Origin of the sequence: Nocardioides limicola (assembly GCF_016827675.1) — a bacterium.
Classification (GTDB): Bacteria; Actinomycetota; Actinomycetes; order Propionibacteriales; family Nocardioidaceae; genus Nocardioides; species Nocardioides limicola.
Genome location: NZ_JAERJA010000014.1, coordinates 1 through 22,943, shown reverse-complemented (window position 1 = coordinate 22,943; position 22,943 = coordinate 1). Strand labels below are relative to the sequence as shown.

At 67.4% G+C, this 22,943-nt stretch carries 27 protein-coding genes and 1 pseudogene; 25 read left to right on the top strand and 3 right to left on the bottom strand.

All coding sequences use genetic code 11. The annotated features are described in order from the left end of the window. Positions 1-405: 405 nt before the first annotated feature. From JKG67_RS17395 to JKG67_RS17385, 3 genes are all read right to left on the bottom strand, one after another. Positions 406-1,368 (bottom strand): ParA family protein, encoded by a 963-nt coding sequence (locus JKG67_RS17395; protein WP_203338620.1) that lies wholly within the window; start codon positions 1,366-1,368, stop codon positions 406-408. A 319-nt stretch (positions 1,369-1,687) separates the two neighbouring features. Continuing rightward, positions 1,688-2,212, bottom strand: a complete 525-nt coding sequence (locus JKG67_RS17390; protein ID WP_203338619.1) for a 3'-5' exonuclease — start codon at positions 2,210-2,212, stop codon at positions 1,688-1,690. Between the two features lie 74 nt (positions 2,213-2,286). Further along, positions 2,287-2,661, bottom strand: coding sequence for a hypothetical protein (locus tag JKG67_RS17385; protein WP_203338618.1), 375 nt, complete (start codon positions 2,659-2,661; stop codon positions 2,287-2,289). Positions 2,662-3,387: 726 nt separating this feature from the next. Between JKG67_RS17385 and JKG67_RS17380 the strand changes: the two genes are divergently transcribed. The 25 genes and pseudogenes from JKG67_RS17380 to JKG67_RS17260 all read left to right on the top strand — a co-directional run bounded on the left by JKG67_RS17380 (position 3,388) and on the right by JKG67_RS17260 (position 22,635). Next, positions 3,388-3,675: a hypothetical protein gene (locus JKG67_RS17380; protein WP_203338617.1), complete on the top strand. Its 288-nt coding sequence runs from the start codon at positions 3,388-3,390 to the stop codon at positions 3,673-3,675. Next, positions 3,672-4,643 carry a conjugal transfer protein gene (locus JKG67_RS17375; protein WP_203338616.1) on the top strand — a complete coding sequence of 324 codons (972 nt, stop codon included), beginning with the start codon at positions 3,672-3,674 and terminating at the stop codon, positions 4,641-4,643. Before JKG67_RS17380 ends, JKG67_RS17375 begins: the two co-directional genes overlap by 4 nt. Positions 4,644-4,662: 19 nt before the next feature. Beyond that, on the top strand, positions 4,663-4,968 hold the full coding sequence (locus JKG67_RS17370) for a hypothetical protein (RefSeq protein WP_203338615.1): 306 nt from the start codon (positions 4,663-4,665) through the stop codon (positions 4,966-4,968). A 27-nt stretch (positions 4,969-4,995) separates the two neighbouring features. Further along, positions 4,996-5,502, top strand: a complete 507-nt coding sequence (locus JKG67_RS17365; protein WP_203338614.1) for a hypothetical protein — start codon at positions 4,996-4,998, stop codon at positions 5,500-5,502. After that, positions 5,499-8,015 carry an ATP-binding protein gene (locus tag JKG67_RS17360; protein ID WP_203338613.1) on the top strand — a complete coding sequence of 839 codons (2,517 nt, stop codon included), beginning with the start codon at positions 5,499-5,501 and terminating at the stop codon, positions 8,013-8,015. Before JKG67_RS17365 ends, JKG67_RS17360 begins: the two co-directional genes overlap by 4 nt. A gap of 77 nt (positions 8,016-8,092) precedes the next feature. Further along, complete coding sequence (locus JKG67_RS17355) at positions 8,093-10,015, top strand: hypothetical protein (RefSeq protein WP_203338612.1); 1,923 nt, start codon at positions 8,093-8,095, stop codon at positions 10,013-10,015. A gap of 2 nt (positions 10,016-10,017) precedes the next feature. Further along, the gene (locus tag JKG67_RS17350; protein ID WP_203338611.1) at positions 10,018-12,195 is read left to right on the top strand and encodes a peptidoglycan DD-metalloendopeptidase family protein; all 2,178 of its coding nucleotides are present in this window, start codon (positions 10,018-10,020) and stop codon (positions 12,193-12,195) included. Continuing rightward, a complete protein-coding gene (locus tag JKG67_RS17345; protein WP_203338610.1) occupies positions 12,192-12,713 on the top strand; it encodes a hypothetical protein in 522 nt (173 codons plus the stop codon). Before JKG67_RS17350 ends, JKG67_RS17345 begins: the two co-directional genes overlap by 4 nt. 132 nt (positions 12,714-12,845) lie before the next feature. After that, positions 12,846-13,061, top strand: a complete 216-nt coding sequence (locus tag JKG67_RS17340) for a hypothetical protein (protein ID WP_203338609.1) — start codon at positions 12,846-12,848, stop codon at positions 13,059-13,061. A gap of 316 nt (positions 13,062-13,377) precedes the next feature. Next, the gene (locus JKG67_RS17335) at positions 13,378-15,585 is read left to right on the top strand and encodes a type IV secretory system conjugative DNA transfer family protein (protein WP_203338608.1); all 2,208 of its coding nucleotides are present in this window, start codon (positions 13,378-13,380) and stop codon (positions 15,583-15,585) included. Between the two features lie 11 nt (positions 15,586-15,596). Beyond that, entirely contained in the window at positions 15,597-15,908 is a 312-nt protein-coding gene (locus JKG67_RS17330) for a hypothetical protein (RefSeq protein ID WP_203338607.1), read from the top strand. A gap of 5 nt (positions 15,909-15,913) precedes the next feature. Beyond that, the gene (locus JKG67_RS17325) at positions 15,914-16,264 is read left to right on the top strand and encodes a hypothetical protein (protein ID WP_203338606.1); all 351 of its coding nucleotides are present in this window, start codon (positions 15,914-15,916) and stop codon (positions 16,262-16,264) included. A 600-nt stretch (positions 16,265-16,864) separates the two neighbouring features. Then, a complete protein-coding gene (locus JKG67_RS17320; protein ID WP_203338605.1) occupies positions 16,865-17,581 on the top strand; it encodes a hypothetical protein in 717 nt (238 codons plus the stop codon). A gap of 87 nt (positions 17,582-17,668) precedes the next feature. Then, the gene (locus JKG67_RS17315) at positions 17,669-17,962 is read left to right on the top strand and encodes a hypothetical protein (RefSeq protein ID WP_203338604.1); all 294 of its coding nucleotides are present in this window, start codon (positions 17,669-17,671) and stop codon (positions 17,960-17,962) included. Further along, the gene (locus JKG67_RS19325; RefSeq protein WP_203338603.1) at positions 17,962-18,210 is read left to right on the top strand and encodes an AlpA family phage regulatory protein; all 249 of its coding nucleotides are present in this window, start codon (positions 17,962-17,964) and stop codon (positions 18,208-18,210) included. Before JKG67_RS17315 ends, JKG67_RS19325 begins: the two co-directional genes overlap by 1 nt. A gap of 689 nt (positions 18,211-18,899) precedes the next feature. After that, the gene (locus JKG67_RS17305; RefSeq protein ID WP_203338602.1) at positions 18,900-19,337 is read left to right on the top strand and encodes a DUF6573 family protein; all 438 of its coding nucleotides are present in this window, start codon (positions 18,900-18,902) and stop codon (positions 19,335-19,337) included. Beyond that, entirely contained in the window at positions 19,337-19,738 is a 402-nt protein-coding gene (locus JKG67_RS17300) for a hypothetical protein (RefSeq protein ID WP_203338601.1), read from the top strand. Before JKG67_RS17305 ends, JKG67_RS17300 begins: the two co-directional genes overlap by 1 nt. A gap of 5 nt (positions 19,739-19,743) precedes the next feature. Beyond that, positions 19,744-19,980 (top strand): hypothetical protein, encoded by a 237-nt coding sequence (locus JKG67_RS17295; RefSeq protein WP_203338600.1) that lies wholly within the window; start codon positions 19,744-19,746, stop codon positions 19,978-19,980. Positions 19,981-20,170: 190 nt separating this feature from the next. Beyond that, positions 20,171-20,443: pseudogene (locus JKG67_RS17290) on the top strand (WhiB family transcriptional regulator); the annotation flags it as partial. 86 nt (positions 20,444-20,529) lie between these two features. Next, positions 20,530-20,754, top strand: a complete 225-nt coding sequence (locus tag JKG67_RS17285) for a hypothetical protein (protein ID WP_203338598.1) — start codon at positions 20,530-20,532, stop codon at positions 20,752-20,754. Further along, on the top strand, positions 20,751-20,981 hold the full coding sequence (locus tag JKG67_RS17280; RefSeq protein ID WP_203338597.1) for a hypothetical protein: 231 nt from the start codon (positions 20,751-20,753) through the stop codon (positions 20,979-20,981). Before JKG67_RS17285 ends, JKG67_RS17280 begins: the two co-directional genes overlap by 4 nt. Then, entirely contained in the window at positions 20,978-21,445 is a 468-nt protein-coding gene (locus tag JKG67_RS17275; RefSeq protein ID WP_203338596.1) for a helix-turn-helix domain-containing protein, read from the top strand. The genes JKG67_RS17280 and JKG67_RS17275 overlap by 4 nt, the downstream gene beginning before the upstream one ends. Positions 21,446-21,878: 433 nt before the next feature. Then, the gene (locus JKG67_RS17270) at positions 21,879-22,049 is read left to right on the top strand and encodes a hypothetical protein (protein WP_203338595.1); all 171 of its coding nucleotides are present in this window, start codon (positions 21,879-21,881) and stop codon (positions 22,047-22,049) included. Next, positions 22,049-22,426 (top strand): hypothetical protein, encoded by a 378-nt coding sequence (locus JKG67_RS17265; RefSeq protein ID WP_203338594.1) that lies wholly within the window; start codon positions 22,049-22,051, stop codon positions 22,424-22,426. The genes JKG67_RS17270 and JKG67_RS17265 overlap by 1 nt, the downstream gene beginning before the upstream one ends. Further along, a complete protein-coding gene (locus tag JKG67_RS17260; RefSeq protein WP_203338593.1) occupies positions 22,426-22,635 on the top strand; it encodes a hypothetical protein in 210 nt (69 codons plus the stop codon). Before JKG67_RS17265 ends, JKG67_RS17260 begins: the two co-directional genes overlap by 1 nt. Positions 22,636-22,943: the final 308 nt, after the last annotated feature.

Sequence of the window (22,943 nt, the reverse complement as noted above, 5' to 3'; positions counted from 1 at the left end):
CGTCGAGGACCTGGTCGAGGTAGAGAGCCCCGGTGGATGATTGAACGGCTTGCATGCGCGCTCGGATTGACACCGGGGTCCACAGCACGAGGCGGCCTTGACCGGCTTGTGGTCGTCCGATTGTGCCGGGTGCCTTACCCGCGGCTGTCCGTCTGGTTGATGGTGGTTTCGCGGCGCGTGGCCGTTGTTCAGTGGCCGGCGCTCGTGAGGACTGGGGCTTCTCTGCGGGGATCTGAGGGTTCGACAGGTCTTCGGTGGGCGCTGGGTCCGGAACGGAACTCACGGACCGCTGGCGGGCTTGTGAGCGCTTCTGCGGGGGCTTTCTGGTCGGGGGTAGCTGTATGCCCGCGCCGCGGGAGGGCTTGGCGAATGCTGTGGAGAGGTCGGTTGAGGGCAGCGGCTTGTTCATGCTGACTCCTCGGCGCGGCCTTCTGCATCGCCGAGCAGGTTGACGAACTCTTGGGCCAACTCTGCGTAGTCCTGGGCAAGCCCGGTGGTGCTGGGTGCGAGAACGATCTCGGCTTCGTCGGTGCGGTCTGCCCTGTGGGCGCCTGGCTTGGTCGCGGCTTCCTTGACTTTGCGCTCTCGTAGTCGTTCGAAGCGGGCTTTGAACCAACGCTCAGCCTCAGGCTCGAGTTCGTGCGGAAGTCGGCCGGTGTCCCGCACCGCTTTGGCCGGGCGCTCTGCGTACCGGATGCAGGTCTCGAACACCGGGGCCGCTCCCCCAAGGTCGGCCGCGATCTCGCGCCTGACCTCTTCGCGGATTCCTTTGGCTGAGGAGGTGATGCCGGTGCGGACCACTCCGAGCAGCTCGAGGTCTTCGTTCCAGGCGCGTGCGGCTGCGAACCTGCGGGCAACCAGGCGCATCCCCTTGCGGCTGCCCGCGTCAGAGCGAGTGGGGATGACCACGTAGCGGGCGGCGACCAGTGCGAGGGTTTGCAGGATGGGTAGTCCCGGGGGGCAGTCCATGAGGATCAGGTCGTAGTCGTCGCGGATGCTCGCGATGGACTTCCCGAGGGCGTACATCCACTCCGGGTCCCGGGCCTGGCGGCCCTGCATGACGGATGCGAGGTCCTCGAGTTCGATGCCGCCGTGGATGATGTCGAGCCGTTCCCGGCCGGTGGGTTGGGGTTCGAAGGGCCGTCCCGCAGGGATGACTGCGACCTGGTGCTTGCCTTCGTCGGTGCTGTCGGCCAGCCCCAGATCCTCGGATTGGTTGCCCTGGATGTCGAGGTCGATGAGGAGTACTCGCCATCCGGCTTCGGCTAGCAGTGCCCCGACGGAGCTGACGATGGAGCTCTTGAAGACGCCACCTTTGCCGTTGATGACGGCGATGGTGCGGGGAAGGCCCGCCGCTGCGTTGGTCATGTGCGTCCCTTAGTCCTTTCGCGGCTGCGCTGCTCCTGGTAGGGGCAGCGCCAAAGGTTCTAGCAATGGTGTCGTGCCACCAGACACGAGTATCTGGTGCGCTATGGGATCACGTCGCGTGACCGCTCTATATGGCTTCACAAGATAAGGCGCCACCATAGCGCGCCAGACAGGCAAACTATGGGAGCGGCAAGGTCTAGGTGCAAGCGTGTCGCACCAACAGAACGCGCCCCCATAGGGAACCACCATTGCAGGCAATAGGTCCGCGCAAGAGTATGCGCCAGATCTAGCCGCCATAGGCACGTGCAATAGTTTCGGGCTAGAGAAGGTTGGCGAGGGATCGCAGAACCCGGCTCGCTGCCCGAGCATCGCCAGCTGCTCGGTGGCCGCCGTCCAGACGGCACCACGCCCGTCCCTCCTGGAGGGCCCGAGCCCGCATGAGGCACCCCCACGCATGTCGTCGACCGAGCCTCCCGAGTTGGAAACCCGTCCGGTCCGCTTCGGCGGTAAGTACCGCTCTGTCGTAGGGGGCGTTGTAGGCCAGGATTGGCCGTCGGCCCACCAACGCCCGAAGTTGGGGGAGTACCTCGAGGACGGTCGGCGCGCCGGCCACGTCGGCGTCATGAATCCCGTGGACCGCCGTGGCGGCCGGGTCGATGGGGCAGCCGGGGTCGACGAGGGTGTCCAGCAGGACGGTGCCCCTGGCGTCAGCCACAGCCAGTTCGCAGATCCGCCCGTGCAGCGTCGTGGTCTCGGTGTCGATGATGACGGCTCGCCGCCAAACCATCCAGCGGGCCCACGTGCGAACCGCCGCGGCCTGGAACAGTGACTTGGGGAGCACCATGCGAGCACCGTAGAGGCGACCCCGGACACTTCCCCGAGGTGAGATGGAAAGAGAACTGGGCTCGACATGGCAATTCAACTGGCCAGGGCCATCGAGTCGCCCACCGCTGCCACTTCAGCTGCTACGGCCGAACAGAGGCGGCTGCGCAGCCGGGAGACCCGCTGACGGGTGGCGGCGTGGCTGAGCCCGAGGCGGCGGGCAGCATCCTTCTGGTCCCCTCCGGAGACCAGATAGACCTCCCCGAGGAACTTGGCCTCTTCGGGGGTCAAGCTGCCCGCGTCGCGCATCTGCAGCAGCAGCTCCGCAAGGTCTGTCTCCGGCCCCGCAACCTGTCCCGCTACCTGGTTGTGGTCGGGCAGGTCCTGGTCCCCCTCATCGTGGTAGGTGACGTGCTCCTCCCAGGCATCCGGGCTGCGACGGTGCGCGGTTGCTCGGTGGAGCGTGTCCATGCGCAACCGCCCTGCAACCCGGGCGCGCTGGATGGTTCGGGGCTGAATGATCACCAGCCAGAACTCGGACAAGACCCGTTGGAGGCGATCCTCGTAGGAGTCTTCGCCCCTGGGTGCCCGGATCCGCTTCGCCATGCACGTGAGCGTCGGAAGCATGGTCTGTAGGAGAACCTCACCAGCGAGACGGTCCCCGTCCTGAACGAGCGCGAGCAGCGAACGCAGGATCTGGTCTTCTCCATCGTGACTGGCCGCGACGATCTGGTCGAGCACCTCTCCGGGGGTGCCAAGACCTGTCAGAGGCGGATGCGTTTCGCCCCACAACCGGACGGTCGCTCTGGCCTCTGCTGAGGCGTTCAGGCGCGCCCAGTTGTCGCAGATCTGTCGCAACAGGGGAGAGGACAGACTGGGCGCCTTCTCGTGCTGCATGAACAAGTTCGTGGCCACGGGCGGGTGTCCCTTCAATGGTCGGGGCCTGACGTGACTCACGGTCTGTTTCGACCCTTGCCCGATCCCTTGCCCGATTCAGACCGTGGCGAAGAAGGTTCCGGGCAAGCACCCGGCCCACTTCTTGCCCAACCCGTCTGACCTGCACAAACACACCTCGCTGCCGCTGCGAAGAAGTTCCTCGAACTGACCTGTCACACGCCGGCAGATGCGGCCACTTGCCCTGAGTGAAGGGCCCAGTGGAGGGCAATCGCCCCGCCGTAGAGAGGAACTAACGAGGACATGGACGACAACGAGCAGGCCACCGCCCGCGATCTCGCTGCAGCCGCCGAGGTCCATGCCGCGAAGCGTCAGATCGATGGAGCGATCGCCGACCTGGCGTCCAGTCCACTCGATGAGGCGGCAGCCGACCGCATGCGCGAGGTACTGGCTAGCTCGAAACTGCGTAGCGCCCGCCGGGCCCTCATCCGCCTGCAGAAGCCGCGCCGAACCCACCTGAGTGTGGTGAGTGAGCTCGATGCCGATGAGCCCGAAGAGCCTGTTCGAGTGCTTGCCGGAGGTGCAGCATGAAACTGAAATCTCACAGCGCCAACGAACCCGAGGACCTCGCGGCAGCGCCCGGCCGATCCGATGGAACGCCTTCGGCTGCCCTGGAGTGGACGGCCCCTGCCGCCTGGATCACCAAGGTCACCACCGGTGCGTTGTGGTGCTGTCTGGCAGCCGGGCCGCCCGCGCTTGGTCTTGCGGTCTGGGCTGTCTGGAACGCCCCGGCACCTGCTCCCGTGACAGTCGCCTCGACGCAGCCCGGCACTCTCGACGAGCGAGCCGCAGTCGAGGCCTTCGCCGTGGACTACGTGATCACGTGGTTGACGACCACCCGCGGAGACGAGAAGGCATTGGCCCGCTTCCTGCCGACCACGGCAGGTGCGGCACTGCCCGAGTCCGGCTGGCTGGTGCGGGACGCCGCGGTGTCGGGGATCGACCAGGTCGAGGGCGCCTGGTCAGTCACCGTCGCAGCCACCGTTGCCGCTGAGGCCGCTGAAGAGTCTCGCCGCTACTTCCAGGTGCCGGTGGCCTACGAAGCCGGGGCGCTCATTGCCACGATGCTTCCTGCCCCGGTCGCTGCCCCCGGACTGGCGAACCCACCGGGCTTGGCCTACCGCCACCGAGTCACCCCAGCTGACCCAGTCGCTGCAGCGACTGCCGAGTTCCTTCACGCGCTACTGGTGACCGGCGACGTCGCCCGAGTGATCGTCCCCGGGACCCCCATCCGGCCAGTCACTCCACCTGTCTTCGCCGCGGTCAAGGTCACCAGCGTCTACGCCGACCGAGACCGGATCCCCACGGATGCGCCATCGGACGGAGACGAGATCCGGGTCCTCGTGACCGCGACCGGTACCCCATCCAGCGACACCGCGTCACTGGCCATCGGGTACGCGCTCACCCTCCAAGCCCGCGCCGGCCGATGGGAAGTCGCCGCGATCGACGCGGCCCCCGTCACCAAAGCCCAGATCCCCGACCACGCCACTAACGAGTGAACCCGAAAGGAAACCCACCATGTCCGCCATCACCACACTCCTCATCGAAGGTCTCCCACTGGCCGCGAACGATGACCTCATCGGCTGGAGCACCGAGAAGCTCGGCGCGCTCGAGACCCTGATGAAGACGTTCGCCGTCGTCGCCGGCATCGCCTTCGTGATCCTCCAAGCGATCGCTTCTCGGGGTGCGATGGCCCGAGTTGTGATCTCTGGACTGGCCGCAGGCCTGTTCATCTGGATCGTCCTCAACGTCGAGCTCGTGAAGGACCGCGTTGACAGCGAGATCAACTCCGCCCCCGAAGTCACCCACGTGACACAGGTCTGAGCAGCCTGAGCCGAGGGGACGAGCACCGTGAGCCACGAGACACCAGCCGAGATCGTCCGGTGGTACACACGCGCCAGGAAGTTCCCGCAACTAGTCGGACGCACTCCAGACGGCACCAAGATCCCCTTCGGCCCCTACACGGTCACCCAGGCGGTAGCCGCCGGCGTGATCTTGCTGGTCGCGTTCAACACCACCAGCGTGTGGGCTCGTTTCGGGCTCCTCGTCAACGTCACCGCCTTCACCTGTGTGCTGGCCGGCACTGTGTGGCTGATCGGTCGTATCCCGGTCGGCTCCCGCAGCCCCGTCTCGGTCGTCCTCGGTGCCGTGCAGGCCATCACAGCCCCGCGCGCTGGCCGAATCGGAGGCCGGGTCATTCGCGTCCGCCCCCCGCACCGTGTCCAGCATCGCCTGGTGGTGGCCGTTGACCTCCCAGATGAGCCGTCCCCGGCTCCCGAACCCGCGGCGGTCAAACCCGCACTGACCCAGATCCAGACCCTCCTTGCCGCTAACCCAACCCCCTCGGAGACCCGATGAGATCCCCCGCCCGCAACATCGCCGGACACCTGATGTGGACCCGCAGCGGATCGGTGTGGGCGCTGTGGAGGCTCGAACCACTGCCGTACGGGTATCGGCCCGCTAAAGACAAGGCCGAGGCACGAGTCCTCCACCAGGCGCTGTTCCGGTCCCTGCCAGGGGAGAGCCTGGTGCTGGGCCTTTGCGCTGGGTTGGAGCCGGCTGCCGTCGTTGAGCGCATGATCGACGGTGTCGACCTGGCTCGTTGCCCCGATTGGGCCGCTGAATGCGTCGCCACACTCGACACCCTCGACCAGATCGGGATCGGGCAACGGATCTACTGGCTTGCGGTACCCCTGAGCGACCCGTCAGGTAGAGATCGAGCCAAGGAGTCCATCACCGCCGCCTTCGCTGATCTGCGTGATGCTCTCGGCCTCCCGCGAGCCGGCCTGACCCAACGCGAGGTCGATCGTCGAATGGAGCAGGCCCGCAAGGTCGAGGCGATGATCCCGGCACCCTTCCGTCCGGTACCCGCCACTGCGGCCCAGATGGTGTGGCTGCACCTGCACGCACAGGAGCGCGGACTGTTCGCTGATATGGCAGTCCCTCAGAGCCACAGCGATATCACCGACCAGCTCCTCACCCCCCGATCAGGGGCGGCCCTCACCGACCCACTCCTCGACGAGGGCGGCCAGTCAGACCTAGACCGGCGACAGTTGAGGAACTGGAACCCCCTCGAACGGCGCTATCTCAAGGTCGCTCAACCCCACGCCGTGCCAGGAACCACTACTGCCTCCTACCAGTCACTCCTCGTCCTCGCGGACGTCCCCGACGAAGGAATGCTGTTCCCCGGCTCGGAGTTCCTCGGCCGCGTTGATGAGTCCGGTCTGGAGGTGGACTGGGCCCTGAGGCTGACGGTGCGGTCCTCGCAGCAAGTCGCCAAAGAGAACCGCCGGGCCCTGAACAACTTGAACGAACAGTTCGGGCAACGCGAAGGCGAACTTTCCCATGGCCTCAACACCCTAGAACGCGCTGCCTCGGACCTGGCCGAGTACGCCGCTCTCTTGGACTCGGACAAGCTCGAGGTCGAGGCCCAGGCCACAGTCGTGTTCGCAGTCGCCGGCCCGACCCCCACTGCAGCAGCCGACGACGCCCGCAAGCTCACGAGCTACTTCAATGACGCTGGGTACCGGCTCGCCCAGCCCTTGGGCTACCAAGAACTGTTGTGGTGGGCGATGCTCCCTGGGGCCCCCAGCAACAAAGCAGTTCGAGAGTTCGCTCAGATCACCACGTCCAAGGCACTGTCTGCCGCGGTCCCGCTGGCCTCCACCGAGCTCGGCGACTCCCGAGGCTCCCTGCTCGGGGTCAACATCTCCGGTGGCCGGACCGGGGTCGTCCTGCACGACATCGCCGGCGCGTCCCTGCGTGACGTCTCAGGCAGCATCGGGATCGCGGGAGAGCTAGGTAGCGGCAAGTCCCTGCTGCAGAAGAAGCTCGCCGGGGATGTCGTCGACCGTGGCGGGCAGATCGTGGTTCCAGACCGTACAGCGATGGGGGAGTGGGCCTTCTGGGCGTCCTCGGTGACCGATGCCGTCGTGGTCGACATCGCCGACCCGGCAGTCTCGTTGGATCCGCTGCGCATGTACGGCCGTGTGACCGGGTCACGGATCACCCAGAGCTTCCTCACCCCGCTGCTCAATGTCGCACCCGCCTCCGACCGCGGCGCTCTCCTCGCGGAAGTCCTCGCCGCCGAGTACCTTGCGCGCCACGAGCTCACGGGTCTAGGTGACCTGGTGGCCCACTTGGAGAGCAGCTGTTCCCTTGCTGGGGCTGGGGATCTGGCTCGGCTCATGAGGGTGTTCGCACGTCGCGACTTCGGTCGAGTCGTGTTCGACAACAGTTTGCCGCCATTAACTCACGACGCCCCAGCCGTCATCATCCGCACTCACACCCTCGAGCTGCCCAACCGGGAGGAGCTTGAGGTCGAGCACCTGTTCAACCAGATGAGGTTGGAGAAGGTTTTCGGCCGTGCTTGCTACGCGCTAATCGCTGGGCTCGCCCGCCAGATGTGCTTCACCGACCGTTCCCGCCTCGGCCTGTTTGTGGTCGACGAAGCCCATCACCTCACCTCTAGCCCAGAAGGTGAGCGTGAGATCAGCGACTTCGTTCGCGATGGTCGCAAGCACCAGGCCGCGGTCATCCTCGGTTCCCACGACCCGGAGGCCGACTTCGGGTCGGACACGCTGCGCGGGCTGATCCCCACACGGATCCAGATGCGGCAACGCGACAGAACCTTGGCCAAGAAGGGCCTGCGCTGGCTGGACATGGACCCTGACGACGAGGGCCTGCTGGAGATGTTGATCTCCGATACCTCCCCGATTGGCCCCGAGGCGGTTGACGAGTGGCGTCGAGGTGAGGCCTTCATCCGAGACAGTTCCGGCAACATCGGCCGGATCAAAGTGTTGGCGCCCTCGCTGCCCACCCGAAACGAGGCCGTGCGCACGAGCCCGCCCCCGTCCAGGTCGGAGCCATGATGCGCACCGGGGGATCCGCGAGAGAAGGGGGTCGCCGCCGGCGGTTGAGCAGGGGAGTGCGCTGGCCCCTCTCCCTGATGGTCCTGACGCCCGTTCTCATCCTGATCACCGCACGGGCGGCGGCCGCGGCCGACGGCTCGGCAGGGGTGTTGGACTGGATCGTGGTCGAGGACTCCTACGGCGTCAGCATCTGGCAGTACGAGATGAGCCTTGACCGTGGCGGCGTGACGGCACCCTTCAAGGGGGTCTTCGCGATGCTCGTCGACCTGAGCTGGCAGGCCTACCGGGCGTACGTCGCGATCGCGATCTGGATCCTCGACTGGGCGCTCGGCTTCAGCTGGCTCGGCTGGCTTGCTGGGCCCGTCATAGGGCTGGGCGATGCCCTCACCTCCGTCGTGGACCAGTTCGGGCTGACCACGGTGCTGGCCACGATCACTGCCTGCGCGGCTGTCCTGTGGATGGCCCGCGGCAGGTGGGTTCTGGGCTTCTTCGAACTGTTCCTGACCCTAGTGATCGCCAGCCTCGCCATCGGAGTCCTGGCCAACCCGGTCGACCGAGTCGCCGGTGACGAGGGGCTACTAGTCAAAACCCGCGACGCATCGCTGGCGTTGGCGGTCGGGCTCAACAACGGCGGAAACCTGGACGCTGAGGCACCCGCCGTGGCGACCCGAAGGGTCACCAGCGGACTGGCGGACGCCCTGCTGCGCAAACCGCATCAGCTCGTCAACTTCGGCAAGATCCTCGACGGCACCGAATGCGAGATGGCCTACCAGGACGCGATCCTCGCCGGTCCGCACTACCTCGGAGACGACCTACGGGACGCCGTGGGCCGCTGTGACCCAGCGGCTGGCCAAACTGCTTCGAACCCCTCAGCGGCCATGGTGATGAACATGTGGGTGCTAGCTCCGGCAGCCAGCTTCATGGTCATCTTCGCGGTCCTGTTGTCGGGGACTGTCGTAATGGCTGGGCTCTACGCGCTCTACCAGTCCCTCAAGCTGATCATCGCGCTCGTCCTGGCGCTCCTCCCCGGTTCCGCCCGCGGCTCGTTGTGGACCACAGCCGCTGAACTCGTCATCGCCGTGGTGATGATCGTGTTCACGGTCGTCTTCCTCAGCGGTTATCTCCTCCTCCTCCAGGGCATCTTCGACTCTGCTGACGGTGGCCGAAACAACATTGAGACGTTCTTCGTCGTCGACATCTTGATGCTGGTCGGCCTGTTCGTCTTCTGGAAGGGCCGCAAGAGGATCAAGGCTGCTACCGAGAAGATGGCGCGGGCGATGTCCACCAGGCCCGGTGGCGGGCCAACTCAGCTGCCGGCCAAGATCCGGTCGAACCCGGCCGAGCTCTACTACAAAGGCCGCATGGCGCTGGGTGGCGCCAAGGTTGCAGCTGGGGTCGGCAGCACCGCGGCTGGGCTCGCAGGCCGAACAGTGAGCGCCGCCGGCCGGACCGCCTACGCCCCCGTTGGCCAGGCTTTCGCCCGGATTCGGTTCGCCAACGCCGCAGCAAACACGCAATCCCCGGGATCCGCGGATGCTACGCCTGCAGAGGCCCTGACGACCAGGTTGCGCCGCCCCAGCCGCACTGGCCAACTAGTCCGCATTGCCGCCCATGTCGGGGCCGCCGCCGCAACGGGCGGTGCCAGCGCCGCCACTGGGGCGGCCGGCACACGAGCAGTCGCCGCCGCCGCCCGACGGGCAGCCCTCACAGCACCCACGCGGGCATCCACGAAGACTCCGCACGAGCCACGGCCGCTGACCCCTCGGTCGGGGGCCCCGACAGCTGCACCTTCAGTGGTTCCAGGGGAGGTACTCACGAGCACCACACACCAGCCCCGCCCCCTAGCTACCGTGACCGGCAGTCCCCCTGCCCGATCACTGACCCCACAGGAGCAGCTGAGGGCACGCCTCGAGGCACGGCTGGGCCCCCGGCCGTCCCTCAACAGCCAGCGGGCACGCATAGAGGCGCGTCTCGGCCCGGCGCCACACACCCAGGGCTGACCATGTCCACCGCAACGAAGACTCTCCTGGCTCTCGGTACCTTCGTGGGGTTGCTCGGGTTGGGGCTGGTGCTCCTGCCGCTGGTGATCATCGCGTCAACCGCCGGAAGTAGCGGCGCTGCCGCCAACTCCGGCTGCCCTCCACAAACTACATCGACACATCCGGACTTGACCGAGGAACAGGCAGCAAACGCGACAACAATCATCGCAGCCGCCCACGAGGTCGGCGCTGGGGAGCACGGCGCTGTCATCGCGATTGCGACCGCCTGGCAAGAATCCCGACTGCGAAACCTCGACCACGGTGACCGGGACTCTCTTGGGCTGTTCCAGCAGCGACCCAGCCAGGGCTGGGGCACCCCGGCGCAGATCCGGACACCTGCCCGCGCGGCACGTGCCTTCTTCGGCCGCGCCACCCACACCCACAACCCAGGGTTGTTGGACATCAGCGGCTGGGAATCCATGCCCGTGGCCCAGGCCGCCCAGGCCGTGCAGCGATCAGCTGACCCCACCGGAGCCTGGTTCGGGCAGCACGAGCAGTTGGCCCGCCAGATTCTCGTCATCCACACAGCAGGTGCCACCCCGGTGCCGCGGACCATCACCATCGCGCAGGCCAACATCCCCAGTGGCGCACCCAACATCGTGGACGCGATGACCCAAGTTGTCGCAGACACCCCCGACTTCGTCTCCCTCAACGAGGTCGCGCACCGCCGGACTGCCGACCTCAAACCCGCTGGTTACGACGTCTACCGCGACCAACCCAGCGATCCACGCAACCAAACTCACTCGACGGCAGTAGCTTGGCGAACCGACACCTGGACGATGACTGCCGGTGGCCGGATTCTGATGGTCCCCGACGGCCCGCAGAAGTGGGACGCGGGCCGCTCCGCAACCTGGGTGACGCTCACAGACCAGACTCGCGAGGTCTCCATAGTGAGCGCCCACCACATGATCAACCCCGCCAAGTACCCGGTGCACAACCCGACTGTGCGCCGAGAGCGGCAACGTCTCTACCGGGAAGGGATGCAGCGACTGCAACGCCTGATCCGATCGCTGGAGCCACGCGGCCCTGTGTTCGTGGCAGGAGACTTCAACTCCCAGTACAACGCCGACGACCCGTGGGGGCCCCGAGCGCTGCTCGGCGAGATCGAGTTGCGGCCCAGTTTCGACTTCGCTGGCGCCACGCCCACTCACGAACAAGGTGGCGTCATCGACTACATCTTCGCCCAACCCGCCCACGCCGAGTTGACCCGCCAGTGGACCCGCGCGATCCCCTCGGACCACCTACTGCTCGCTGCCACCTACACGCTGACCACCCAAGCCGTCGCCGCAGCAGGGGAGATCTGCGGTCCCGCCACAGCAATGACCTGCCCAGCCACGCCCTGGCCTGACCTCGAGGCCGGGCTGACCCCTGACGCACTCCGGGTCCTGCGGTGCGTACACCAGGCGTTCCCTGAGATCGACTCCTACATCGGCGTCGCGGATCGGCCCAACAATCCAGACTCCAGCCACCCCACCGGCCGGGCCCTCGACGTGATGATCCCCGAATACAGCACCCTCCAGGGCAAAGCGCTCGGGGACGCGATCGCCGACTGGGTGCGGGGCCACGCACACGCATTGGGCGTGCACTACATCATCTGGAACGACCAAATCTGGTCCACCCCGCGCGCTGCCGCGGGATGGCGCCCCTACACCCACCCATCAGGTGCCACCGACGACACCCATGCCCACCGCGACCACGTACACGTTGACGTCTACGGGAACGCCGCCGGCACCACGACCGGAGGTGACTGGACCCTTCCCATCGCGGGGACATACCGCCTCACGGCCAGGTTCGGGGACTGCGGCGCCGCATGGTCCAGCTGCCACACCGGCCTCGACTTCGCCGCCCCCCTGGGCACCCAGACACTCGCCGCCGCCGGCGGCACAGTCGTCTCCGCAGGGTGGGGTGGTTCGTACGGCCAGCTGGTGATCATCGACCACGGCGCCGGAGTCAGCACCTACTACGCACACCTGCTGCGTCCCGGTGTCACAGCGGGGGAGCGAGTCCAGCCCGGGCAGCCGATCGGGCTAGTGGGGTCGACCGGCAACTCCACCGGCCCCCACCTGCACTTCGAGGTCCGCACCAACTCTGGGCCGACTGACCCCGCCGGGTTCCTAGCCAGTCGAGGACTCCGGCCGTGACCGGCCCACGCGCGGCCATCGTGGTTGCCCTCTTAGTAGCAGCCGGGTTCGCCCATAGCCTCCTTGCCCGTCCGTCCAGCGAGGACCTTGCCCAATCAGAGGGGCAGCCCGAGTTGGGCGCCCCGGCCGTCACTGGCCCACCGGTGGCCGGCGCCGATGAGGACGAGGCCTCCCCCCCAGCAGCGGCCGGCCACCACCCAGCTGCAGACGAGACGGGCAGCCTGAGTGCCGCAGCCGATGTCTTCTCCCGCACCTACTTGTCTGGAGAGTTCGAAGGGTGGCACGCCGCCCTGGAACCGGTGACAACCCGGGACCTCGCCCAAGCGCTGGGCACTGTGAACCCCGAGAACGTGCCGGAGGGTGAGGTCCTCTCAAACCAGATCTTGGTGAGGTCTGGTCTCACCGCCGCGGTCGAGGTCACTACCACCTCCGGCGTACTCCTCCTCGAACTCACTCACCTCGACACGTGGCGAGTCCACTCCGTCGACCCCCGGGGCCTGTACCCCGCCGCGCCGTAGCCAACCTCTCCCGGCCCCGCAAGACCAGGACCGGCCCGCCGCGCTCCCGGACTCCACCGGCCGGATGGCCGAAGTCATCAGTGCACCGGCAGCAACATTGGCCTGCCGGGCGCCTGTTGAAAGGACCCGGGAATGACCATCCTGGTGTGGGCGACTATGAACATCGTCGCTGCAGTCATCGGCCTGTGGATGTACTTGAGGGTGCAAGAGACCCTCCCGGAGCGCGACCGCTTCAAGGCGCTGAAACTGTGCCTTGCGCTCTCATGCGCGGTGCTGGTCCTCAGCGCCTGGCGTCGGGAGGTCATCAGCTTCCTGATTCGCCTGCTCGACATGGTGGAGCGCCTGTGAAGGTTGCCGGGCGTCAAGGCCAGCTCGACTGAAATCGGCTCCGGGCCCCCTTCCCGATGGGCCCCTTCCCGGTGCCGATTTTAGGAGGGGGGGCGACCACCATTGCAAGTTTGGTAGCGCGCAATGGTGGCCGTAATGGTCGCGGGCAAGGTGGACAGGCCATATGGGCACCTGTCGGGGCCAACCAGGTGAACCGGCCACGGTGGCCCGCCACCAGACCCAAGGGCCGGTCCCGGGAGAGAAGCCATGTCACACCGTCCTCGTTCGCTGCACTTGCCCCAGGTGAGAAGCAACCTCGCGCGAAGGGAACGAACCCATGGCGATCGCCACCACCGCACCCCGGCCCCGGGCCCACGTCCGCGACGGCCTGGCCCTGGGCTGCGTCGGCCTCGCTGGCTGGGGAGCGGCCCCTCTCATCGACCGCCCCGGCCTCGCCCTCCCCGCCCTGGCCATCGGCACGCTCACCGGCGCCGGCGTGATCACCTTCGGCCAGCGCTCGGCCCGCAGAGCCGAGCTTGTGAACTACCTGAACGAGAACCTCGCCCCGCTGCTCGGAGCGAACAACCGCTCCCGCGGCCCGGCTCGGGTCAAAGGCTGGACCCGCGGCTGGCCCGGGGTCCCGCGCCGAGTGCATCTGCGGTACGGAGTCGGCCGCATCCGGCTGGGAGCCGACCCGACCGCGATCACCGGGTCGTCGTCCTCGGCGACCGTTGAGCTCGGAGACAACCGGTGGGTCTCGGAGATCTCGCGCCAGGTCGGCCGCCGTTTTGGGGCCGACTACGCCGTCGACCACAACGACCCGGTACGCGGCCGCCTGGTCCTCAAGCTCCGCCCTGCCGCCGAGGAGAAGGGCGAGACCCCAGAGACCCCCCAGTTGAGTCGGGCCAAGAAGGTCGTCAACGAACTGCTCGCCGGCACTGCCACGATCGGGAAGGTCGAGGTCGACGAGGCCACTGGTGAAGTACGCCGCCTCGAGGTCAAGCACGAGGTCGGGGCGAAACTGGTCGCATCCGGCTACCGGGCCCGCGTCGAGCGGACTCTCTCGGTGATGTTGCCCGGCCGTTGGCGGGCCAGGTGGGACATGGAAGGCGACTCAGTCGTCTTCGAGGTCCGTCCCACGCTTCCCGAGAGCCTGTGGATCCCGCCGCTCGAACTGCCCGACGACGATCCGCTCCACAACTACCGCCAGGTGCGCATCCCGTACGGCGTCGACGAGGACGGCGAGGTCATCGCCTGGCAGCCAGCGATCAACCCTCAGTGGCTGATCACCGGCGGCACAGGCTCGGGCAAGACCTCGACCGGGCACGGCATCCTCACCCAGATCACCCAGTTCGGGTGGCCGGTGTGGATCGCCGACGGCAAGGGCATCGAGTTCCTTGGGTTCCAGGACTGGCCGAACGTCCAGATCGTTGCCTCGGAGATCGCGCAACAGGTCGCGGTCATCCACCGGGCCTGGCAGTTGATGGAGTACCGCTACCAACTGGTGGTCGAGCGACGGGCCCGGACCGAGGACTTCGAGCCGCTCATGGTCTTCGTCGACGAGTTCACCGATCTCAAGGCCAACCTGCTCACCTGGTACGCACAGATCAAGGTGAAGGGCGACCCCACCAAGCCGGCCACCCTCTCCGAAGTTGGCTCGATCGCCCGCAAGGGACGTACCGCCAGGGTCCACCTGGTGCTCTCGATGCAGCGACCCGACGCAGACATCCTCACCGGCGAGGCCCGGGAGAACTTCGGTCAGCGCACCTCCATGGGCCCCCTGTCCCCGCAGGGCGCGGAGATGATGTGGAACAGCCCCGTCGTCGGGGTCACGATTCCCCGTGGCCGCACCGGCCGGGCGATCGGCACCAACAACCTCGGTGTCCCGGTCGAGATGCAGGCCTACCGCGTCCCCGACCCCAAGGACGCCTCTCCAGGGACGCCTGAGGGTGAGTTGATCGAGAAGCTCCGCCCGCGCGAGGCGCGCCACGAGAGGTTGCTGATCGTTTCCCCGGAGGTCGACTGGTCGGGTGATGAGCCGTGCGAGCCGACATTCTCTGACTTCGCCGGAGCCGAGTGGGTCAAGGCCGCCGACCGACCCGACCTTGACCCCCTGGCCCAGCGAGACAGCGACGGGGATGCGGCCGATGCTGATGGCCGTGCGCTCTCGTCCCCGCTCACCCTGCTTGGCCTTAACGGCACCACGGTCCCGTCAGTCCCCGCGAGCTCGCGTCGCAGTGTCGTCGAGGACCTGAACGAGTCCGCCGGTATGTCCCCGGTCTTCTCGAGTTCGGCAGCCATCGACGACGACCTGTACGCCGACGGCTACGGCCAGCCTTCGGGCACCCGGGCCTCGATGCTCGCGATCGGCGACCTCATCCGCGTCGACGAGGACCTTGATGCCTGGGCCGTAGTGGAGGAAGAGCCGGTCGAGGACTTCGACGACCCCGACTTCCTGGTCATCGCCTGGCGTGACGACCAGGACAACAGCGGCCAGCTGAGTTTGCCCAGCGAGGCCTTCATCCAGGCCCGCCGACCCATCTGAGAGGAACCGAGATGTCAAGCAGTCAGCTCACCCCGACCGAGGAGTTGCTCATGATCAAGGTCGGCATGGTGGCGTTCGCTGTGGTCGTCGGCTCGATCTTCACTGTGGCGACGTGGCACAAGGCGTTGGACTGGCTCGTGGCCCACCAGGTCCTGGTGACCGCTGCCGAGTCCCCTCTGGTGACGCTGCCCGCCGGCGATGGTGTCGGCCTCGATGCTTCACGGCTGGCGATCGCTGCTGCTGCCGCGGTGTTCGCGGTCGTCAGTGGGGTTGCTGCCCTGCGCCGACACTTCGCCGCGGCGGGCAAGGAGCAACTGACGTGAGGCCGATGAGCCGCGAGGTTCTCGCTCGCGACGCCGCAGTGAAGTTGACCGCCGCTGAGATGCCGAATGGCGCCTGTACCCGTCGAGGGCGACTGTGGTCGGTCCTGGAGCGTGCTCATCGCCGAGCGAGTCAGCCCGAGGAAGCTCGCGACGTGATCACCGCGATCCGGGAGGAGTTCTGCGGGAACTGCGCGGCTCGGCTGGCCTGCCATCAGTTGGCGACGACCGGTGAGTACACGGGACTGGCCGCCGGGGCCGCCTACGAGAACGGCGAACGGCAGGACGCCACCTGGACTGCGCCCAAGGCCGGGAGGTCCGGCCGTCGGACCTCTGGCCGGTCACGGGAAGCCAGCTGAGGCCCACGCGGCCTCGAGGAAGCGTTAGGTCCCTGGTTCGGACAGCCCGGGGTGCCTAGGGAGAAGGAAGAGGGGAATGAGCTTGGGGGCAGAACAGTGTGTCGGGCGATAGGTGACGGCGGCCGTCGTTGCCGCTGTGTAGGTACTCAGTTGGTCAGGCACAACGAGCGTCGTCGAGAGAACCGGGCGATCCGCCGCAACGTCGCCGAGTGGGCCCGCCAGAACGGACACAGTCCCGAGGAGTGCGCGCAACTGGTGGCGGCGCCGCCCAAGGTGGCCAAGGAGTGGATAAGGGAGAAGGGGTTCGACCCCAACGACTTTGTCAACGGCGTCCCGGTCGACGGTCCAACCCAGCCTCCTGCGGCTGCAGCTGGCCAGCGCCCGGGCGTCCCGCCGCATCTCGGCGCGGTCCACATCCCTCCCGCTGCGGGCGGTCGGCGTGCCGGGGGTCCGGCACCTGCCGCAGGAGCAGGCTTAGGCGTCGGTGGTGGGGCTGGCTCAGCTGTTGCACCAGATTCAGATCGGCCGTCTGTGCCGGTCCCGACCTGGTCGACGAGCACATGGTGCACCGGCGAGCTCCAGGGGCAGATCCTGGCCGTCATGGCTCAGCAGGGAGGTCACCGCGACGAGCGTTCGATGCTCTCCGGCCAGCCGTCGGCGGTCGAGACTCTGGGTAGTGCGAAGGGTGATCGGACCCCGCGGTCGGGCACGAACACCACCCGTCGGGTCGAGATCGACAACGGAGTCGTGGGCTACTTCAAGCCCTTCGGCGGCGAGAACAAGCGCCTCGAGCGAGGTTTCGGCCAGGACAGTGCCCAGCAGTCACTGCACGAGGCGGCCGCCTGGCGTCTGGCCAGTCAGATGGGCCCGCCCTGGTCCGAAGTCGTTCCTCCGGTGGTGATCCGGGAGATCAACGGTGAGCTCGGCTCGTTCGCCCTCCAGCGTCCCGGCAAGGAACGTGACCAAGACCCCTGGCGTACAGGGGAGTGGCGCGAGGCTGGGTTCTTTGACTGCCTCATCGGCCAGCAGGATCGCCACGGCGCCAACTACCTCATCGCAGGTGACCGTCTGTCATTGATCGACCACGGGTACGCCTTCGCCCGACCCGGCGACATCCAGAACGCCTCGATCTTGGTGTGGAGCCGCGTTCAGCGCGATCCGGCGTTGACCTACCAGGAGCGCGATGCACTCCAGCGTTTGCTGTCTTCCCCGGACCTGATGGGGATGGAGAAGGTACTCCAACCGTCGCGCTCCCAGGCGCTGCGGGCCAGGGCCGAGAGGATGCTCTCCGAGGGTGTCGTGAGGGACGCCTACTGACATGTACAGTTCGAGGCTGTAAAATGTTGGGTGAAGTCGTCTACCCAGACCCAGATGACCCAGACACAGAAGGGGGGTGCGAGTCCCATGATCAGAGTTGAGTTCCAGGAGCCCGTCCCCGAGAACACCGCTGACTACCAGGTTGCAGCTGTCCTGGTCGTGGATGCGGACGGGACCTACCGCTTCGAGGGAAGCGAGTCGGCCGTCCCGGTCGATGTCCCTGTCCCGGTCGCCGACGAGACCGGAAAATTCGTCGCCAGCGTGACCCTGGCTCAGGACCCTTCGTACTGGGCACGCAACATCGACCTTGCGCTGCGCACGCCGTACCTGGTTCCTGTGATCACCCACGACGACGAAGCTGCTGCGGGGGAGAACGCCTGATGGGCCGAGAGATCACCAGCGGTGAGGTCGTCGAGTTGACTGGCGTCGCGCGGAAGACATTCTCGGGCTACGTCGCGCGCGGCCAGGCGCCCAAGCCGATCCGACACGTCGGCCGCACGCCAGTGTGGGACGAGGACGAGATCAAGGCCTGGCAGGCCAACCGTCCCGGACGCGGTGACCACAGCAAGGGAGCGGATCGCGCTCCTAGACGACGTGCACCTGCGAGCTCCCCGACCGAGCAAGGCTGAGGGCCCCACTGGGTCTGCCCCTTCAGGGGGAACCGAAACCCTGGTAGGTGGTCGCACTACGAGATCCCCATTGCGAGACTCTCGCATCGGGGATCTCGTCCATTTCGGCTCTGCGCTCCTTGTTGCCACAGCGCCCCGGCGTGACGGCACCACTGTCGCTCGCCTCCCGTTGGCGCCCATACCCAGAGCTTGAGCTGGGCAGATTCGTCCTCACCTCGGCCAACGTCGAGTCCTGGAGGCTCGCCCAGGTCTGGCGGCTCGCCGCCGAGACCGGCACCAAGGCGTGCTGTCCTTCGCTGACCCGATGGTCCGCCATCGCGAGGTCCTCGATGCCGCAGCACCCTGGCGACGTTGTACGCCGCCGCGAGCTTCTGGCCACGTCGGAGTCAGCTGCCAGGCCACCGATGCCATCGCCGCCGCTCGACGACGCGCACCCTGACCTACCTGCCGAACCTCGGACGCGCGGGGGAGAGGGAGAGGCCGGCCGAATTTCGTGGGCTGCTCAAGGTCACACGACGGTGCTCGCCGCGTACTTGCCCTGAGTGAGAAGGCAGTTCGTGATCCGGAGAAGGTTCTTCACAATTTACAGCGTCGGACTGTTGACTAAATGCAGTCTGAAACTGTAATCTAACAACGTGAGCCGGCACCCCTGCCGGAACCCACCAGCCCAACAGGAAGGGGAGGGCGCGATGAGCGACCTGACTGACTTCTTCGGCGAACCGATCGCCGTCTACACGATGGCCGCCGCGGTCGCCGACGGCGTGCTGATCGAGGCCGGCGACCTCGCCGGTGACCTGTTCGCCTGGCCCGTCCTCCTGACTGCGGCCGCCTGGACCGACTGCGTCGCTTGGACCGATGAGGATAGTGAGCGCACCGGTGCCTACGGCCAGAGCGAGACCGGCCGCCTGTGGGACGTCCTCTGGATGACCTACGTCGCGGTTAAGGGCCTCATGCGCAACGCCGATCGCCCCGGGCAGGTCAAGGTCGAGCTCTACCGGATCCCCAACGAGACCGTCGAGCTGCTCGACGGTGAGCCGCAGCCGGAGAAGGTCGAGCTCAAGGTCGTCGTCACCGTCGACGACAACGGGGCCCCGGTGCTCCTCATCAGCCTTCCTGAGGAGGACTGATGATCCCCCTCTTCGCACCCTCGGACGAGCCCAGCGACTACAGCTGGATGATCGTGGTCGACCACCTCTTCGCCGCCGACGCCGGCGACCACTCCAGCAGCACCGACAATGAGGCTGGCACCTCCGGCCCGCGCCAGGCGCCCAACGACCTCATCGACGCCCTGGACCGCCGCGGAAGCGAGGCGGGCCGCCGCGCGCTGGAGGATTGCGGCATCCGCACCGCGGTGTTCAAGATGTACGACGACGACGGCGAGCTCTACTACACCGGCGTCCTGGCCTACCGGGCCGAGGTCGAGGGCGAGGAGCACGTCGTCGCTGGCCCACTGTTCGACTTTGGCGCACCCAACGCCGGTTGCACCCGGATCGGATATCCCGCCCACCCTGACTGGGCCGTGGGGTGAGCGCAATGACCGCCCATCTCGCAGCTCACCTGGCCGTCGAGGCCCCCGGCCAGCCGTCCCAAGGGCCCCGGGTCCTCTCGGCTGTTCCCAACCCCCAGGCCGGTGTCTGCCAGCACCAGTTGTGGGACGCGCCGGACGGGTTGAGGTGCGCCCGTCCTACCGGCCACTCCGACGGCCACGTCTACCTGGACTCGTCGGGCTCCTCGGTCAACGATCGCCACGCCGATGGTGGCCACGGCTGACATGCCCCCCTCGCCCCTGCCCCTTGCCGAAGTGAAGGAACTGATCCAGATGCACATAATCGACCCGCGGTTCGCCGACGTCGCACCCGTCCTCCTGCTCGATGAGGGGCAGCGGCACCGTCGCCCGGCTGCTCCCCGACCTGGTCGTGGGCGCCCTTCCGCCTCGCCTGGCCGAGAGGAGGACTGAGCCATGAAGAACCTCGACGTCACCGGCGCACTCGCCAGCCTCGCGCTCCACTCCGACGCCCTCGAGGAGGACTGGCGCGACCAAGCACTGTGCGCCCAGACCGACGCGGAGTCCTTCTTCCCCGAGAAGGGCGGCTCGTCCCGCGCGGCCAAGAAGATATGTCAGTCCTGCGACGTGCGCGAGCAATGCCTCCAGGCCGCGCTCGACAACGACGAGCGATTCGGAATCTGGGGCGGCCTCTCAGAAAGGGAGCGCCGTGGCCTCAAACACCGATCCCTCGAGCTCACCGAGGCCACCGCCCCCGGACCGACCCCGCGCCCTGCGGCTCCCGCCGCGGTGCAGCCCCCGGAAGGAACGGCCGCATGAGCGCCACCTGCTACGGGCCGAGCACGTTCACCCCGGAGGCCTTCACTGAGGCTGTCTTGGAGACCCTCCGGGGCGCGACCTGGCCCGATGGCTCGCCGCTCATCGAGGTCGACGAGCAGATCCTGCGCCGCGAAATCGTCAACAAGATCCGCACCTCGGCCTACGCCTTTGCCGCCACTGCGGCGATCCTGCCCGGTTCCGTGTTCGGAGGTGCCCGATGAACGCTCCGATCTGCGTGTCGTGCGGCCGCGGCACCGACGTCACTCTGGCCTTCCCCGACACCACCTTCGCGCTGTGCCTGCGCTGCGTCCCGATTGAACACCGCGCCCAGGTCGTTGCGCTCCCCGGGCACGAGCAGCTCGTCGAACTCATGCTCGGCGTCCTCGCCGCCCGCGAGCCGCCGGCCACCCAGCAGCCCGCTACCACCGTCACCGGGAGCGCCCGATGACCGAGCCGCTCCTCGCCGACCTCATCCGTGCCGTAGCAGTAGATGCGGCAGACGATGTCGACCAACTTCTCGGCGCTCTCGACGCCCAGCAGCTGCGCGTCCTGGTGGTTGAGCTCGCCGAGCAACTCGCCGACCATGTGACCGTCTCCCACGAGTTCGACTACAGCCCCGACCAGATCTGCTCCGCGGCGACCCGGCTAGCCTCCGGTGTGTTCGGGGTCTCGGTCGAGGCGGTGAGATCGCGCGATCGGCACCGCCCCGTCACTGATGCCCGTGCTGTGGCCCAGGCCGTCGCCCGCGCCTGCGGTCTGACGCTGTCCGCGATCGGGGCCTTCTTCGGCCAGCACCACGCCACGGTGATGTACGCGATCGACAAGGTCGCCACCACGCCGCGGCTGGCGGCTGCGGCCGCACAGATCACCGATGGCCTCCTCGCCCCACAGCAGGCCGACCAGGCGGCGTAGCCGGGCAAGAGCAGACTCTGCGGACCTCGAGCTCAGCCGCCCGGCTGCTGCGCCGGCGGAGGGGACATACCACCTCCGGCGCAGCTACCGGGGGGATCTCGTCGGGCTGCTCGACCAGGTCACCGTCTGGTCGGCCCTGGTGACCGCGCCCGTCTGGGTAAGCGTGTCTCTCGGGTCCATTCCTGCCCCTCGGGACTCCTTGACCTACCTGGGCTCTGGTCAGCACCCGGGCGAGAGCTTGCCCAAGGGAGCGCCCGGCGGAGGGGACGTACCACCTACCCGGGTGCCCGAGCTAACCGTCCGTTTGCCGCTACGCACAGCCGCAGCCCGCTGTCACTCCCTACCCGGATTCCCCTCTCGAAACCCTTGGCAAAATACAGCGTGAGACTGTAAACTATGGGGTAGTAATCAACTAAGGAGGTTCCCCCCTGACATGGACGAGATGCTCGCAGGGCTCGCGGAACTGCTCCCCGAGGGGTGGGAGCTTGATGACACCTACGGCCTGGACTTCACCCTGGTCTGTCCACACAGCCACTCCGTCGAGCAGGACGGTCGCTGCCCCTCGGGCTGCGTCTCCCCGCTCCGCGCGATGGGGCTCATCTGATGAGCGGCGTGATCGACGCGGCCAGCGTCCGGGTCGACCGGGCGCTGGAGGCCTGCTACGCCGCCGAGGCTGAGGTCGTCGCCGCCGCGCTGCACCTGCTCGTGCTCCGGGCCCGTGAGGCCCACCCGACCTCGGTCGCGGTCCTCCTGGACTGGTCCGATCAGGGTGACTTCCTCGACGTGCGACGCCTCGAAGGCCTCGACGGTGCCGAGATCGAATGGTCTGACGAGGAGTCCCTCGGCTGGAACTTCGGCGGCCACCTTGAAGCCCGGTGGATGACCTTCATGTCCTGCCAGGTCCGCGAGCCCGCACAGGGCCCGTTCCGACTCTCGATCGAGCCGACGCTCGACCACTTCAACCGACTGGAGGGACTGTGATGTCCACCTGCACCGTGACCGCCACCTATAAGGAGGAGCACCACGTCTATCTGACCTGCGAGATTCTGTGGCCGTCGCTGCGCACCATGGCCAAGCTGAGCAACACCCCGGTCTACGTCAGCGAGCGCGCTGCCGCTCTGCTGGTCGCGCTCGCGGGCAATGACGAGAACCTGACCGACGTCCGGGTCGAGAGCGAGGTGCAGCGATGAGTCTCCGCGCGCGCATCGACCAGGGGCGGGGCGGTACGTCCCCGGCCCCTGGGGCACCCCGGGCCCCAGCTCGAAGTTCCGCAACCGAAGTTCCGCTCGACCCTCCGAGCTGAGCGCTCGGCCCCTTGGTGCGGTATGTCCCCGCGGAGCTCGCAAAGGCAGTTGCCTTCGTTAAGCCCCACAGCCAGTGAGCCGAGGCCCCCGGCTCCGGGGGAGGGTCGGCAGCGCCCGCGGAGCGGGTATGCCGGGCCCCCCGGGGGGCGGGCCTCGGCGAGCACCGCAAGGGTTGCACCCACCCCCGACCCCCG